The sequence below is a fragment of the Magnetococcales bacterium genome, from assembly GCA_015231925.1.
GTDB lineage: Bacteria > Pseudomonadota > Magnetococcia > Magnetococcales > JADGAQ01 > JADGAQ01.
Genome location: JADGAQ010000004.1, coordinates 11,546 through 24,861 on the forward strand (window position 1 = coordinate 11,546; position 13,316 = coordinate 24,861).

Annotated in this window: 18 protein-coding genes; 17 read left to right on the forward strand and 1 reads right to left on the reverse strand. The window is 55.8% G+C overall.

The genetic code is table 11. The annotated features are described in order from the left end of the window. Positions 1-201 precede the first annotated feature (201 nt). Positions 202-1,203 (forward strand): sel1 repeat family protein, encoded by a 1,002-nt coding sequence (locus tag HQL56_00965; protein MBF0308085.1) that lies wholly within the window; start codon positions 202-204, stop codon positions 1,201-1,203. After that, positions 1,193-1,732, forward strand: a complete 540-nt coding sequence (locus HQL56_00970; protein MBF0308086.1) for a hypothetical protein — start codon at positions 1,193-1,195, stop codon at positions 1,730-1,732. The genes HQL56_00965 and HQL56_00970 overlap by 11 nt, the downstream gene beginning before the upstream one ends. A 14-nt stretch (positions 1,733-1,746) precedes the next feature. Here HQL56_00970 and HQL56_00975 read toward each other — a convergent pair whose 3' ends face one another. Next, positions 1,747-2,412, reverse strand: a complete 666-nt coding sequence (locus tag HQL56_00975; protein MBF0308087.1) for a helix-turn-helix transcriptional regulator — start codon at positions 2,410-2,412, stop codon at positions 1,747-1,749. Positions 2,413-2,541: 129 nt separating this feature from the next. Between HQL56_00975 and HQL56_00980 the strand changes: the two genes are divergently transcribed. The 15 genes from HQL56_00980 to HQL56_01050 all read left to right on the forward strand — a co-directional run bounded on the left by HQL56_00980 (position 2,542) and on the right by HQL56_01050 (position 13,260). Continuing rightward, a complete protein-coding gene (locus HQL56_00980) occupies positions 2,542-2,733 on the forward strand; it encodes a helix-turn-helix domain-containing protein (protein ID MBF0308088.1) in 192 nt (63 codons plus the stop codon). Between the two features lie 13 nt (positions 2,734-2,746). Then, positions 2,747-3,019 carry a hypothetical protein gene (locus HQL56_00985; GenBank protein MBF0308089.1) on the forward strand — a complete coding sequence of 91 codons (273 nt, stop codon included), beginning with the start codon at positions 2,747-2,749 and terminating at the stop codon, positions 3,017-3,019. A 1-nt stretch (position 3,020) separates the two neighbouring features. Next, a complete protein-coding gene (locus tag HQL56_00990) occupies positions 3,021-3,311 on the forward strand; it encodes a helix-turn-helix domain-containing protein (protein MBF0308090.1) in 291 nt (96 codons plus the stop codon). 6 nt (positions 3,312-3,317) lie between these two features. After that, positions 3,318-3,596 (forward strand): hypothetical protein, encoded by a 279-nt coding sequence (locus HQL56_00995; GenBank protein MBF0308091.1) that lies wholly within the window; start codon positions 3,318-3,320, stop codon positions 3,594-3,596. A gap of 614 nt (positions 3,597-4,210) precedes the next feature. Beyond that, positions 4,211-4,381, forward strand: coding sequence for a hypothetical protein (locus tag HQL56_01000; protein ID MBF0308092.1), 171 nt, complete (start codon positions 4,211-4,213; stop codon positions 4,379-4,381). Between the two features lie 106 nt (positions 4,382-4,487). Continuing rightward, positions 4,488-4,748, forward strand: a complete 261-nt coding sequence (locus tag HQL56_01005; GenBank protein ID MBF0308093.1) for a hypothetical protein — start codon at positions 4,488-4,490, stop codon at positions 4,746-4,748. A 5-nt stretch (positions 4,749-4,753) separates the two neighbouring features. After that, positions 4,754-5,347, forward strand: coding sequence for a hypothetical protein (locus HQL56_01010; protein MBF0308094.1), 594 nt, complete (start codon positions 4,754-4,756; stop codon positions 5,345-5,347). A 78-nt stretch (positions 5,348-5,425) separates the two neighbouring features. Beyond that, the gene (locus HQL56_01015; protein MBF0308095.1) at positions 5,426-6,481 is read left to right on the forward strand and encodes a PD-(D/E)XK nuclease-like domain-containing protein; all 1,056 of its coding nucleotides are present in this window, start codon (positions 5,426-5,428) and stop codon (positions 6,479-6,481) included. Between the two features lie 3 nt (positions 6,482-6,484). Beyond that, positions 6,485-7,783, forward strand: coding sequence for an AAA family ATPase (locus HQL56_01020; protein MBF0308096.1), 1,299 nt, complete (start codon positions 6,485-6,487; stop codon positions 7,781-7,783). A 12-nt stretch (positions 7,784-7,795) separates the two neighbouring features. Further along, positions 7,796-9,799: a hypothetical protein gene (locus tag HQL56_01025; protein MBF0308097.1), complete on the forward strand. Its 2,004-nt coding sequence runs from the start codon at positions 7,796-7,798 to the stop codon at positions 9,797-9,799. A gap of 1 nt (position 9,800) precedes the next feature. Then, entirely contained in the window at positions 9,801-10,190 is a 390-nt protein-coding gene (locus HQL56_01030) for a hypothetical protein (GenBank protein MBF0308098.1), read from the forward strand. A gap of 2 nt (positions 10,191-10,192) precedes the next feature. Then, positions 10,193-10,483: a hypothetical protein gene (locus tag HQL56_01035; protein MBF0308099.1), complete on the forward strand. Its 291-nt coding sequence runs from the start codon at positions 10,193-10,195 to the stop codon at positions 10,481-10,483. Positions 10,484-10,727: 244 nt separating this feature from the next. Further along, positions 10,728-10,931, forward strand: coding sequence for a hypothetical protein (locus tag HQL56_01040; GenBank protein ID MBF0308100.1), 204 nt, complete (start codon positions 10,728-10,730; stop codon positions 10,929-10,931). Next, positions 10,928-11,737, forward strand: coding sequence for a DUF3560 domain-containing protein (locus tag HQL56_01045; GenBank protein ID MBF0308101.1), 810 nt, complete (start codon positions 10,928-10,930; stop codon positions 11,735-11,737). The genes HQL56_01040 and HQL56_01045 overlap by 4 nt, the downstream gene beginning before the upstream one ends. Then, entirely contained in the window at positions 11,734-13,260 is a 1,527-nt protein-coding gene (locus tag HQL56_01050; protein MBF0308102.1) for a DNA cytosine methyltransferase, read from the forward strand. Before HQL56_01045 ends, HQL56_01050 begins: the two co-directional genes overlap by 4 nt. Positions 13,261-13,316: the final 56 nt, after the last annotated feature.

Consider the following 13,316-nt stretch of genomic DNA (forward strand, 5'->3'; position numbering starts at 1 on the left):
ATGTTGCGTTGCGGATGTCACGGATGTTGCGTTGCGGATGTCACGGATGTTGCGTGTAATGGTTATAACGTGCTGATTTTGATGATAAGTTCGATGATGAGGTGATAGAAAGGAAGTAGATACCCTTTTTCGTGACGCCACGGAAATGGTATCGTTTTCCAGATGGTTTCGGTATCCGTCAACGTCCGCCTGGGAATCGCCATGCACACCATGATCCGGCTTCTTTTCGTCGTCTTGTTCTCCTGTCACGTTCTTGCTGACGGGGCGGACGTGGCCAGCCTCACCGCGAAAGCTGCCGGGGGAGACTCCGAGGCCCAGGTGGAGCTGGGGAAGCTCTACCTCTCCGGAGACGGGGTGCCCCAGGATCCCCACCAGGCGTTTGGCTGGATGTCGAAGGCAGCCGCCAAGGGAAACGCATCCGGGCAACTGGCGCTGGGGGTGATGTACAACAAGGGCGTCGGCGTCGCGACCGACTTCAACGAGGCGGCGAAATGGTACCGGCTGTCGGCGGAACAGGGGAATGTGGTTGGCCAGCGGATGATGGGGGAAGCATACGACCTGGGGATCGGGGTTGAGAAGAATGAAGACGAGGCGCAGAAGTGGTATCAGAGGGCAGCGGCGCAGAGGGACCAGGAGGGGGCGTTTAGGTCGAAGGCGTATCGGGAGAAGAAAGAGAAGGAAGAAAAGCAACGAGTTACACAAGAAGCACAAATAAAGAAAGAAACATCTCCCACAGCCAAAGCATCTAAAGCGCCCGAAGTAACCAAAGAAAAACAAAATAGTGAAAATATTATAACCACCATATCAGGAAGCATATTCAATTTTATGATGGTGTTTTTATCTGTAATGCTTGTAATGTTCTGGAATAGTGAGGTTACGTTTATAAATCCGGCAAACGGGTACAAAGAGAAGATATCTAGGTTTACTTGGCTGTGGACGTTATTATTTGCTCCTATATTTTTTGTGATAAAAGGCTATTGGGGACATGCCCTTATCAGCTTTCTACTTTTCACTCCTTCGTTTGGGATGTCGGCGATATTGTATTCTTTGGTGTCAAGAAGCATTCTTGTTAGTGGATATCGAAGAAAAGGATGGATAAAGGAGGGAGAAAACCCTCCGAGAAGGCGTGTTCGCAGAACTGAACATGAAGAAGATGACGATGAGCAGTATGAAGACGACGAGGATGATGAAAATGTTCGATAACTCTGCCAGTGCAAGGGGGGATACAGACATGATAGCAATCAGTTCAAAAATAATACCGACTTTCATGTTTGCAATAATTTTTACCATTCCTGTATCCTCTTATTCCGATATTTACTATTGCAATGAAAACGGTAAAACAATTGCCAGGAATCGACCATGCAGAGCATCAGAATCGACAACTGAAACCCAAAAAACAATTGCTCCCAATATTGGAAATGCGCAAGTATTGCTGCCTGATATGGGTCCAAGCAATCTTCTTGAGGAGACAAACAAAAGAATTGCAAAAGAGCGCGAAGATATTGACAAAAAAAGAAAATTGGAAATTTATACTGGACTGGAGAAGGAGTACCATATCGGCAGCAATTGCATGATTAGCGATGATTTTGCGAAGTGGGAGCGATGCACCGCAGATTCAAAAGTGAGAGCAATGCGCATATGCTCAAACACAACCTCAGAAAAAGAAAAGGCGGATTGCTATAGTGCTATCGGCTCTCCGTACATTTTACGTAGCAAGTGGAACTTGGATTAAAAGAATACCGGGCACTACATCCTTCTCCCTCCCCAAACAACCCTCCCTACAACCCGAAGCTCAATATCTGACAACCTATCCGCTGGGATTCTTTCCGGCGGATAGTTCTGATTGTCGCTTTTGATCACCAAATCTCCATCAGACATCCGGGCCAGTCGCTTGATTCGAAGTCCAACGCCGTTATGGTCAAGCACATAGATGGCATCATGACGGATGCGAAACTCTTCCCGAAGGTCAACCAAAATCAGCTCACCGTCTCGCAGTGTGGGCTCCATCGAATCGCCCACCACCGAAATCAACTGCAACCGCTTCGGATCCAATCTCATCTCCCGCTCCACCCAATCGCGCCGAAAGGCAATGCGCCGCACATCGCTTTCATCCAGGACTTCCTCTCCATGCCCGGCGGAACCTCTGACTGATCTCGGGTTCGGGACAAAAACGAACTCCTCATCAAGAATGCTTGGAAAATGATTTTGGGGACGCATTTCCCCTTTTCCGGTCAAAAGCCAATCCAAACTGACTCCAAATTCATCAGCAATGGCAATGGCAGCTTCCACGCTTGGGGTACCACCGGCGAGGTACTTCTTCGCAGAGTTATGGGCGAAGTTGCATCTTCTTGCAAGCTCTGCTGGGGAAATATCTCCTGATAACTCATTGATTTTCTTTGATATATTTACCATTTGTCAAAAATATTGCAACCTCTTGCAGAAAAACGTTGACGGTGATTGCAATTTCTCGCAATAATCCTCCCCATGAACACGTTGACACCATTTAAGCAAGTATGGTGCCAGGCTGAGAGTGAGGAAAGAATGAATAACCAGGACGAACTGATTGACACCACCGCAGCCGCAGAGCTGCTTGGCCGCAGTTACAGCACCGTTCGGCGCTGGCGGAAGGCTGGGCTTGGACCGGCCTACGAGGTTCACGCCCGGAAGCCCCTCTACCGCCGCGAGGTGGTAGAGGCTTGGAAAAATGCACAAAAAAACCAGAACACAAACTAAAGGAGGAGTAACGATGGAAACCACCCCCACCACCCCCGCCACGAAGGCGACCAGAGGACCATCTGCCAGCGACAAGGTTTGGGCCATCAAGGTTGTCAGCGATTGGCTGTCGAGATTTCCGGGAGTCGACCCGGAAGCCTTGAACCTCGCGACGGTCAACACCATCGAGAAATGCACCGGCATCCCCATGGACGATTTCCGGGAGATCATCCCCACCAAGGAGGAGATGGCCAAAGCCGCGAAGCCGGTACGCCGGACGACCACCAGGACTCGCAGCGAGGCCTGAAATGGAAAAGCCTGATGCCTTCGTCAACCATCTGACCTTGGATGAGGCAGCCGCCTTCATCGGGGCGAAGGTCAGCGCCTTGAGCAAGATGCTCAAGAATGGCGAGGCCCCGGCCCACTACATCACACCATGGTGTGATGCCGGGAAAGTCTGGTTCCACCCTGACGATATCGCCTCCTGGCTGGAGCGGTCAGTCAAGGTGATGGTCGTCCAACAACAACCGCTACACGTCCAGGGCCTGGAAGAGACCTTGGACCTTCCGGCGGTGCCAAAAGGAAGGGCGAAAAGGTGAAGCGAAATGCGTGTGCTGAAGGTTGAACCCATCGAAAAGAGCGGAATGGTTCTGGCCAGCATCAAGGGGACCGGACTGACCCTGTTGGCGTCATGGAGACAGGTGGTCACGAACGACATCCGCGTTGGCGACGAGGTGCATTTGATCAAAAACGGCGGGGTGATCAAGGCGGACCCCCAGGAGGGTCAGGTTCGTGGCCGGGTTAGCAGCAAGCCGGAATTCTGCCCCTGTTGCGGGAAAAAAGTGGCTGAACTGGATGGTTATCTGTGGTGCCCCAAAGGCTGAAGGTGAAGTCGAAGCATCCCCTCTGTCCGTAGGAGCAGTCAAGCCGACTCATGCCCGGCATCCTATACAGCACGTTCCGGCGGTGCGCCCTGTCTCCCTCGGGGATTTTCCGGATAGAGCAGATGCAGGCCGAAGCCCACCTGCCGATCCATCCCCCGCATGAGGATCGGTAGAAGGTGGGAAAGCATCCTACCGCCCCATGGTGTAAGCGCACTCCCCCGACCATGGCGGGGCCGGTTCCGGATCATGTCCGGATGGGGCGATTAACATTTACAAATTCCGAGTTGGCGCCGGAAGCCAGGAACTTGCACGGCCTGGTCTGGAATACAAGGACTCTGCCTCTGACGCGGCGCTGGGTCAGAAGGGGTAAAGTCGCCTACCGCACTGTTGGGTCAGGGTACAGGGGCGACGCTGGCTGACAGCCTGGAAAGACGGGAGCCGAGATAGGACTCAGAGAGAGCGCGCCGCTGGAACCAGAGGGCAACCTTTGGGTGGAGGCGAGGACGGTGAAACGCCGTCTGATCGGTTAGAGCCGGGTAACACCGGCACACCTCGAAAAAGGGAAAATGGAAGTCTTCTTTTTCGGAAAACATCAACTGTCAGGAGATTCAAAAATGCCGCTGCGTAGTGAAGAGGAAATTCAGAGCCTGGCCAATCGTGCCGGGGAAGCCTGGGATGCCAACGCGACCGAACGCAACGAGACCATCATGAAGACCTTGAACTGGGCCCTGGGTGATAACAACGGGCTCGACGAGGATCTGGAGGACGACGAAGGGAACGAGTAGCACCTCAGTCGGGTGAACGACTGGCCCACGTTACGGGCCAACCTTCAACAATAATATTCTTTATATAATTATATACCAGAACAATGACGAATGGAGGCGTTTCAAAATGTTCGGAGCCTTTGAAAAATTGAAAAGGTGGTGGCGTCGGAGGGTTGTCTTCAGAAGCCTGCGCTACATCTTCGAAGACCTCTGGAGAATCCAGACGCGAGTTAACGCGAAGGTTCACATGGATGCGGGTGACGTCTTCATCGCGCTGACCGATCTGGAGGAGATGGGCAAGGTTGACAAGCAAATGCGACTCGTACCAGGCGAAGGAAACAAAAGCGTCTGGGCAAGAAAACCTCGAAAAACCTCAACGCAAAGGTAAACAAAATGGCCAGAAAAACAGTGAAAAAGGAAGCGGATGAATTGGAACCCGAAGCGCAAGGCTCGGTTCTCGACCGGCAGGACGAGGTGATTGTCCAGCCTTCGGCGGTGGTCGACGAGGAAATCACCTTCGAGGAGCTTGGTGAGGCCAATGGCCGCATGCTGGGGGCTTTCGTCGTCCTGGTGGTGGAAATCTTCAAGGAACACAAAACCGCCTGGGACAACATGCCCCCGGAAAAACGCGACGACTTGGTTGCCACCATCACCAAGCGCGGTCAGGAGTTCATTTCCCAGGCGGCCTTGGCTATGGCGGCAAAAGGTCGCCGGGTGGTCACCGGAACCCTGAATCAGGCGACCATCAAGGATTGCGTCAGGATCATCATTGATGCCCCCAAATCCCCGGAAGCCTGCTCTGCTTTTGGCATGTCCGCCGGCGGCGGGCAGGTCGCCTTCCTTCTGCTCGACGCCGAAGGTTTCCTCGACCCGGATGGGATACAGGTCAAAACCGCTCCGGAACAGTTGGCGTTGCCGTTCGATGGTGAAGGCGACTTCCAGGAAGATCTCCTTCCCGTGAGCGAAGAGACGCCCTGCCCCCTGTAAGGAGATCTCCGTGGGCGCATTGCTTGGCTTTGTTGCCGGTCGCGTGCTGGCGCTGCTGTTCTTTGGATGGAGGCTTTGATGGAGACACAACAACACGAGCCGGGGGTCTACTTCGGCATGCCGTTCGAGGAGTACGTCAACGATCCTGCCCTGTCGTACTCGGGCATAAAACACCTGCTGATTTCTCCGCTGACCTATTGGGTCAGGTCGGGCATGAACCCCAAGCGGGTGGACAACTCGACCCCGGCCAAGGAGTTTGGCCACCTCTTCCACCACCGGGTTCTCTTCGGCTACGAGGACTTCTGCCGCCTGCATCGGGCTCTTCCGGCGAAGGAGGATTTTCCGAACCTGCTCGACGGGGTGGAGGCCCTACGGGAGCGGTGTGGATGGTTTGGGTTGAAAAAGTCCGGGACTCTTCTGGAGATGGCCGAACGGATCATCGAGAACGACCCGGGTGCCCAACTCTGGCCGATCATTCTGCGCGATTTCCACGCCAATCTGCCTCCCGGCGGAAAGGTAATCAAGAGCGAGACCGCCGACCAGATTGAAGCCATGGCCGGAATGATCGAGGCCCACCCCATGGGGCGTCAGGTCTTCCAGTACGGGTCGCCGGAAGTCTCCATTTTTTGGATTCATGAAGAGACTGGGTGCCGCATGAAGGCCCGCGTCGACTACCTCCGCGAAAAAGAAACGGTGGATATCAAGACCTTCTCCAACGTGATGGAGGTCGATACCAACCAGGCGGTCATTCGGGCCATCGCCAACCGGAAGTACCACATCCAAGCCGCCGTCTATTTCGACGCGGTGCAGGCTGCGAAAGGACTGATACGGCAGGGCGCTGTTTTCGGTCAGCCGAATCACGCGCTCTGCACCGGTCTCGTCAATCGGATGCAGGAGCCGCCCCGATTCTTCTTTCTCTTCATCGAGAGCGGGGAAGCCAACAACCTGGTTATTAAGGAGATTCCAAGCCAGGGGCTGATTTTCTCCACCGGACAGGGTCTGTACAAAAAGGGGGTCAAAACGTTCATGGACTGTTCTTCCAGGTTTGGTGCCGCTCCGTGGGTGGATACCACGAAATATACCGTCCTGAAGGATCACGAGTTCCCAGCCTATGCCCTGCTGGAGGAGGATTGATTGATGCGTGTGTATGAAATTAAGCCCGCTGTCAGAACAGAGCGGCCTGCAAGAATAGCAATATGGGGGCCTTCTTACTCCGGGAAGACCCATTCGGCGCTACGACTCGCACGCGGTCTCGTCGGTCCGCACGGGAAAATCGGCTTCATTGACACCGAAAATCGCCGCGCCCTGGACTATGCGGGCATTGTCGGCGGCAAGTTTGAACATATTGATTTGCAACCTCCTTTCACGCCTGAGAACTATCTGGGTGCGTTCCAAGCCTTTGAGAACGCCGGGGGATACAACTGCATCATCATCGATTCCGCCTCTCACGTCTGGGAGGGTGAGGGCGGTGTCCTGGATCAGGCGGAATCCAGCACTGAAAAGGGGTTATCCAAGTGGAAAAGGCCCAAAACCGACCACAAACGGATGATGAATATTATTCTTCGAAGCCCGATGCATGTCATTTTTCTTCTACGGGCCAAGTCTGGAATAAAGCAGAAAAGTGGCGGCACTCCTTATGATTCAGGCCTGGAGCCGGTGACGGACAACAGGAACAACATCATTTACGAAATGACGGTGTCTATTCTGCTTGGGCATGATCATAAGCCCATGTTTCAGGATAAACCGGACTGCTGGTGCAACTCGAACATCCCGAAGATAAAAGCCCCGCAGGAAATACTGCACGCTATCAAGCCGGGGGAATTTCTTTCGGAGGCAACCGGAGAAGCGATTCGTCAGTGGGCCGCCGGTGTTCAGAGGGATGTCGGGGACGAAGCCAAGCGCGTTGCCGCAAGAGGAACTGAAGCCTTCCGGGGGTGGTGGAAGACTATCACCCAAACCGACCGGGCCAGTCTTCAGAGCCACATCCCTGAACTGTCCGCCATCTCAAAAGCCGCTGACGAGAAGGCTGCACAGGAACAGCTGGAACAGGAGGCTCCCCAGGCTCAACCGGAGCAGGAGCTTCCGTTCCAGCCTTCCGGGCAGCCTGATGTCGTGCAGACGGAGCAGCCCGTTGCCACCTCTACCCCTGCCCCAGAGGTGACGGCGGCCCCTACCCCTACCCCGGAGCCCAAAAAGGAAGAGTCCGGCATGACTGCGGATGAGTTCCGCAAGCTGTGCCGCGAACACGATTGGACATGGGAACACTCCGATGACGCCCGCGCCTTCCGGGCGGGGAAAGCGAACCATGCCCGTCTCGATGCGATGGCCAAGGGCAACGCCGAATTCATTCAGATCATGAAGGAGGAGTCCGAACGGGCCATGCCGAAGGTGCAGCCCACCGCAAAACGCATCAGCCCGGACGAAAATCCTTTCTAAAGGAAAACTGCCATGAAGGTGATGTTGCACGCCTCAAACTTTCTGCGCCTTTCCAGCGCCACACTGACCATCCAGAACGGCTTCACACTGGTGGCTGGGCCGAACGGCGCCGGGAAAAGCTCCCTCTTCCGAGCCATATCCGCCTGCGGGACCGGGCAGGTGATCCCGGTGATGGACGGTGAAGGCAAGGAACTGGTGCCTCGCGGCAAGTCGGCGATCATGGTGCATGACGGGCAGAAAAAAGCCACGGTTACCATGACCGGGCCGGATACCGCCATCACCATCTCATGGCCTGCCAACAGCGTTTCGGGCAAGCCTCCGATCTCCTTGACCCCCATGTCGGCTAGCCAGGTCGAATGGATGTCGATGCCCCAGGCGACACGCATGAAGCTGCTGTCCGCTGCGCTGGCGAAGGGTGGGATATCGACGGAGCCGACCCGTGAAGACCTGGTCAGCGAGCTGGGTGCCGTTGGGCTGACCGATACCAAATACGTCGAGTTCCTTTGGGTCTCGATCCAGGAAAAAGGCTGGGAGGGCACTCTCGCCAAGATCTCCAGCATGTGGTCCGAGGCCACCGGCGCATGGCGGGCCGTGACCAAAGAGGCCTACGGAGCCGAAAAGGCGAAGACCTGGACGCCGAAAGGGTGGCGCGAGGAGCTGCGGAACGAAACCGCAGAGCGGTTGCAGGAAGCACTGACCTCAGCCTCCGAGAACTACAAAGACGGCATCGCCCGTCAGGCTGTGGATGGCGAAAACCTGGAGAAGCTGCGGTTGAAGGCCAAAGAGCCCACCCTCGAAACCAGACCAACTCAGGAAAAAATAAGCCGGCTGAAGCTGGAGATCCAAGCCCTCGACGAGGAGATTGCAGCTCTGGCCGTCAAGGATGATCAGGAAGGGGCGAAGGATCTTATCGCCCAACTGAAGCTGAAGACCGAGGCGATTTCCGAGAAACAGCGGGAGATCGAGACCCTCGAAGGCGAGGGTTGGTCCGAGCCGGAAATCACTGCGGACGCAACCGAAAGGTCAAACGCCAACGGAAAGTGCCCGGCGTGCGGCGTCGAACTGTTCGTGGACTTTGGTGTCGTCGAACTGGCAACGGTCCGGACGGAGGACGAGATCAACGCCGAAATCGCAGAAGCCCGGAAGAAGCTGGAGGAGACGGAAAAGCACAATTGCGGCATCAGCTCAGCGATCGAAACCCTCAACCAGGAAATCGAAAAGCTGGAGGTCGAAAAAGCTGACCTTGAAAAGCAAATCGAGGCGGTGGTCAAACAGGCCCGCGAGACCCGCCAGAAAGAGATCAAAACAAAACAACAAAAGTTGTCAGCAAAGCGGGACGAATTGCAGACGGAGTCCAGCAACATCACTCTCGCCCTGTTCGGAAACCAGGAAATCAGCCGCGCCAAAAAAGAGGTTGAAGTCGCGGAGGAAAAAGCGTCCACCGCCGTCTCGGCTGAAGAGGTTCTGCGTCTGGCCGGGCTGGAAGGCAAGGCGCGAAACGATTGCCTCGCCTTCCAGGCCTGGACGGAAGCAACCGGGTATGCCGGTCGAGCTGCACGACTGGCGCTGGCGAAGGAGGTTCTGACTCAGGAGGGTCTGCGAGCGAAAAAGCTCCGCTCCGTCTTGCAGCAGGTCAACGGCCTACTGGCCAGTCTGTCGGTGGCAGCGGAATGGGGGCCGGTCACTCTCCTTCCAGGCATGGATTTGGCCTTCGGTGGACATCCGTTTTTCCTTCTTTCCGAGTCAGCCAAATACCGCTGCCAAGCCACCATGCAGGCCGCACTCGCGATACTGGACGGCTCCCAACTTCTGATGTTCGACGGTGCCGACATCCTGGATTCCAAAGGCAGAATGGGACTTCTGGGGATGCTTGCGAAGCTGCCGGAGACCACGGCCTTCATTATCGCCATGACCGCTAAACGCGACTACGCCGAAACGGTGTCACGGTATTTCGATGCATGCTATTGGGTGCAGGACGGCACCGTGGCCAGCATCAAGACTGCGAAGGAACAATAAGATGCCAGTCGATATCGGTGGCTTTACGGAGGACGAGATTGTTCCGCTTCTTTCTAAAAAGTTGCAAGAGCTTGTTGATATCGTCGGGATTGGAGGCGTGGATGAGTTATTGATGCGGCAGGGAGGAAAGAAAATTTATATTGGCGCCACATCAAGAAATAAGAAGAATTTCGCCTTTCTTGATCCTATCGCACTCCAGAAACTTCGGGAACGTTTTGCCGGCACATGGTTGGCAATCCCAAAGCGGGATAACGCTTTCAGGATTTTAAGGAACAAACAGATATTCGACCTTGCCATTGCAGGGGCAAGTTCCGTGGAGATTGCGCGGAGAGTTGGCTTATCGGCAAGACGGGTAAATGTAATCTTGATGGGTGGGTATCCAGGAGCCTAAAAATGGAAGAAACCGCAGAAAGCATCTTTACGTGGCACAAGGCAACCTTTCCCGGTACGACGCCTCTTAAAATGATGAAGAAACTTTCGGAAGAGGTGACGGAACTTACTTTTGCTGTTGCAGAAAACGCGACTATACCCTATGGCACAGAGCGAAAACATGACATACCTGGAGAGATAGCGAATTGCATGATTGTCCTTATCTCCCTCGCTTGTCGGTACGGGATTGCCCCCCTTCAAGCCATTCAAGAAAAAATGGAAATCAATCGGAAAAGAGATCGGAAGAAGCGATGAGCAACTGCCGGTTCTTTATCGAAAATGGCAGTAGATGCCACGCTCATGATTGCGAAATCTTTGATGTGTCGTTTTGTGTCGGCAACGGGATTTGTCCGGATTTTGAGTTGCCGAAAGGATCTTGCAGCAGAGCAGTGGTGAGATGTGCTGGCGGCGAAGAGTATCTCTTGTGCGATAACGGATCTGTGAATGATATGTGCCTCTCAGGCTTTACCTCGTGCTTTGATTATGTTGGAGAAGAGAAATGAAAGAAGGCGAAGTTGTCATGCTGCCTCCCCAGGCTATCGCTATCGGGATAGATGTGCTGCGGAGTATCAAGTCAGGCTCCGAGCGTCGCGGCAAAACTCTGAAACAGGCGGTGGTGTTCGTCGGAATTTGCAGTAACTGGGGATACAACAGCGTTCCGCAAAACAGAAAAGCCCGTAAAGGGCCGAAGGGTTACCGATGAGCGACACACGAGGCAGGCGCGATTTCGAAGAGCGAAGAAACGTAAGAATCCGCAACCTCGAAGATGCGGAAGAAAGAAAGAGGCGGGAGTCTGCCGCCGCTTTCGACCGCAATGCGCAGATCGGCGAGAGGTTTTATGGAGGACAACCGATTCTCGTCGGACATCATTCGGAACGGTCCGCTAGGCGAGACCAGGAACGGATGCATAACCTTATGCGGAAAAGTATCGAGGCTGATGAGAAAGCCGACGAGTTGGCCGCCAAGGTTGAAGCAGCCAAATCCAACACTGCAATTTCCGCCGACGATCCGGATGCTGTTCAGAAGCTTGAGAAGAGGCTTGATGGGCTTGAGGAGAAACACACCCACATGCTGGCGGTGAATGCGGCTTACCGACGGTTTCTGAACGATCCGACATCCCTCGATACCGCTGAATTATCCGACGAAACCAAGCAGATGATTCGCTCGTATCGTCCGGACTGGTCTGGAGGGAGACCGTTCGAGTCGTTCGAGCTGTCGAACAACAGTGCCGAGATGCGCAGACTCAAGGAGCGCATCAGCAGGATGAAGATAATCGATGCCGCCGACTATGGCGAGCGGCAGTTTGGGGGTGCCCGTGTTGTGGACAGCAAGAATTTAAACCGTATTCAGATATTTCTGACAGAAAAGCCTGACTTCGAATTTCGTCAGAAGCTGAAGAGTAACGGATGGCGATGGTCTCCATCGGAATCTGCATGGCAAAAGATGCGCTGCAGGGCAGCTTTTGAGCAGGGGTGTGAGCTTGTCGAGCGGCATGGTGGTGCGTCATGACTCTCACCCACTTCCACCTCTTCTGTGGGATCGGCGGTGGAGCCATGGGCTTCCAGCAGGCCTCCCCGCGCATTCCAGGAGTGCAGGGGCAATACCGCTGCCTGGGCGGGATCGACTCCGATCCGGCCTGCATCAGGGACTTCTCCCGCCTGACCGGCACCCCCGGCACGGTGATGGACCTGTTCGACCGGGAGCAGTACACCGATTGGCACGGCCACGAGCCGCCTGCCGGATGGCGCGAGGCGACACCGGCGGATGTCCTTCGGGCTGCCGGTGGAGAGTACCCGGACGTGGTTTTTACATCGCCGCCGTGTAAGGGGTATTCGGGGTTGCTGCCGGAAAAGTCCAGCAAAACGGCGAAATACCAGGCCATGAATCGGCTGGCCCTGCGCGGGATCTGGCTTACCCTGGAGGCTTTTGCCGACGATCCACCCGCCTTCGTCATCCTCGAAAATGTGCCCCGCATCGCGACCCGGGGCCACCACCTGCTTGACCAAATCGTCGGGCTGCTCCGGCACTACGGCTTCGCCGCAGCGGAGACCGTCCACGATTGCGGCCACCTTGGCGGGCTTGCTCAATCGCGGAAGCGGTTCCTCCTGGTTGCCCGCCACCTGGAGAAGGTGCCGGCTTACCTCTATCAGCCAGTCCGCAAACCGCTGCGGACCATCGGCGAGGTGATTGGCTCGCTGCCGGTACCCATCGGACCCCAGGCCAACCCCATGCACAGGGTGCCGGCGCTGTCGTGGCGCACCTGGGTCCGGCTGGCCATGATTCCGCCCGGTGGGGATTGGCGCTCCCTGCGTGATCTCCGGGTGGAGGATGGGGTGTTGCGGGATTACGCCATCCTGGCCACCCCCAGGGATGACCATCTTGGGGTCAATCGGATGGATGACACCATCGGCACCGTCACCGGCAAATCCGGGACGACCAATGGAGCTTTTTCCATCGCCGACCCCCGCGTCTGGAGTGATGGCAAGGCGTCTTACCAGACCGGCGGCAATTTCGGCATCTGCCCCTGGGATGGCGCGGCGGGATCGGTGACGGGATCCGCCTGCCACGACAACGGCCCGTGGTCTATTGCGGATCCACGGGTGGCGCTGGGCGATAAAAGCCACGGCCATTATGGGGTGGCGGACATGGATCAACCGGCCCACGCCGTCACCGGCACCGCGACCCACCGTAACGGGTGGTGGTCCATCGCCGATCCCAGACTTTTTCCCACCCCGGAAGATCGTGGAGTTTTCGTCATTCGCGCCCTGCACGGCGGCGCATGGCACCGGCCCCTGACCACGCTGGAGCTGGCGGCGCTCCAAGGTTTCGATCTGACGGAGCCGCTTGACGGCACCTCGGACACCAGGTGGCGGATGGCCATTGGCAACGCCGTCCCCCCGCCCGCAGCGCGAGCCGTAGCGGAGGTGATTGGTCGGGCCATCCTGCTCGCGCGGGCTGGGGAGACGTTTGTCCTTGGGTCGACACCCATATGGGTGCGGCAGATGGCGGCTTGCGTGGGGTTATCGCAATGATCGGCCTGCACGATGCCGATCGTACCGGCTGGCCTAATTTGGCACTTATGAAGATC

Bases quoted from the DNA above. Each gene is read 5' to 3' on its own strand.
- HQL56_00965 (MBF0308085.1), top strand. From the start codon at position 202: ATGCACACCATGATCCGGCTTCTTTTCGTCGTCTTGTTCTCCTGTCAC.
- HQL56_00970 (MBF0308086.1), top strand. From the start codon at position 1,193: ATGTTCGATAACTCTGCCAGTGCAAGGGGGGATACAGACATGATAGCA.
- HQL56_00975 (MBF0308087.1), bottom strand. From the start codon at position 2,412: ATGGTAAATATATCAAAGAAAATCAATGAGTTATCAGGAGATATTTCC.
- HQL56_00980 (MBF0308088.1), top strand. From the start codon at position 2,542: ATGAATAACCAGGACGAACTGATTGACACCACCGCAGCCGCAGAGCTG.
- HQL56_00985 (MBF0308089.1), top strand. From the start codon at position 2,747: ATGGAAACCACCCCCACCACCCCCGCCACGAAGGCGACCAGAGGACCA.
- HQL56_00990 (MBF0308090.1), top strand. From the start codon at position 3,021: ATGGAAAAGCCTGATGCCTTCGTCAACCATCTGACCTTGGATGAGGCA.
- HQL56_00995 (MBF0308091.1), top strand. From the start codon at position 3,318: ATGCGTGTGCTGAAGGTTGAACCCATCGAAAAGAGCGGAATGGTTCTG.
- HQL56_01000 (MBF0308092.1), top strand. From the start codon at position 4,211: ATGCCGCTGCGTAGTGAAGAGGAAATTCAGAGCCTGGCCAATCGTGCC.
- HQL56_01005 (MBF0308093.1), top strand. From the start codon at position 4,488: ATGTTCGGAGCCTTTGAAAAATTGAAAAGGTGGTGGCGTCGGAGGGTT.
- HQL56_01010 (MBF0308094.1), top strand. From the start codon at position 4,754: ATGGCCAGAAAAACAGTGAAAAAGGAAGCGGATGAATTGGAACCCGAA.
- HQL56_01015 (MBF0308095.1), top strand. From the start codon at position 5,426: ATGGAGACACAACAACACGAGCCGGGGGTCTACTTCGGCATGCCGTTC.
- HQL56_01020 (MBF0308096.1), top strand. From the start codon at position 6,485: ATGCGTGTGTATGAAATTAAGCCCGCTGTCAGAACAGAGCGGCCTGCA.
- HQL56_01025 (MBF0308097.1), top strand. From the start codon at position 7,796: ATGAAGGTGATGTTGCACGCCTCAAACTTTCTGCGCCTTTCCAGCGCC.
- HQL56_01030 (MBF0308098.1), top strand. From the start codon at position 9,801: ATGCCAGTCGATATCGGTGGCTTTACGGAGGACGAGATTGTTCCGCTT.
- HQL56_01035 (MBF0308099.1), top strand. From the start codon at position 10,193: ATGGAAGAAACCGCAGAAAGCATCTTTACGTGGCACAAGGCAACCTTT.
- HQL56_01040 (MBF0308100.1), top strand. From the start codon at position 10,728: ATGAAAGAAGGCGAAGTTGTCATGCTGCCTCCCCAGGCTATCGCTATC.
- HQL56_01045 (MBF0308101.1), top strand. From the start codon at position 10,928: ATGAGCGACACACGAGGCAGGCGCGATTTCGAAGAGCGAAGAAACGTA.
- HQL56_01050 (MBF0308102.1), top strand. From the start codon at position 11,734: ATGACTCTCACCCACTTCCACCTCTTCTGTGGGATCGGCGGTGGAGCC.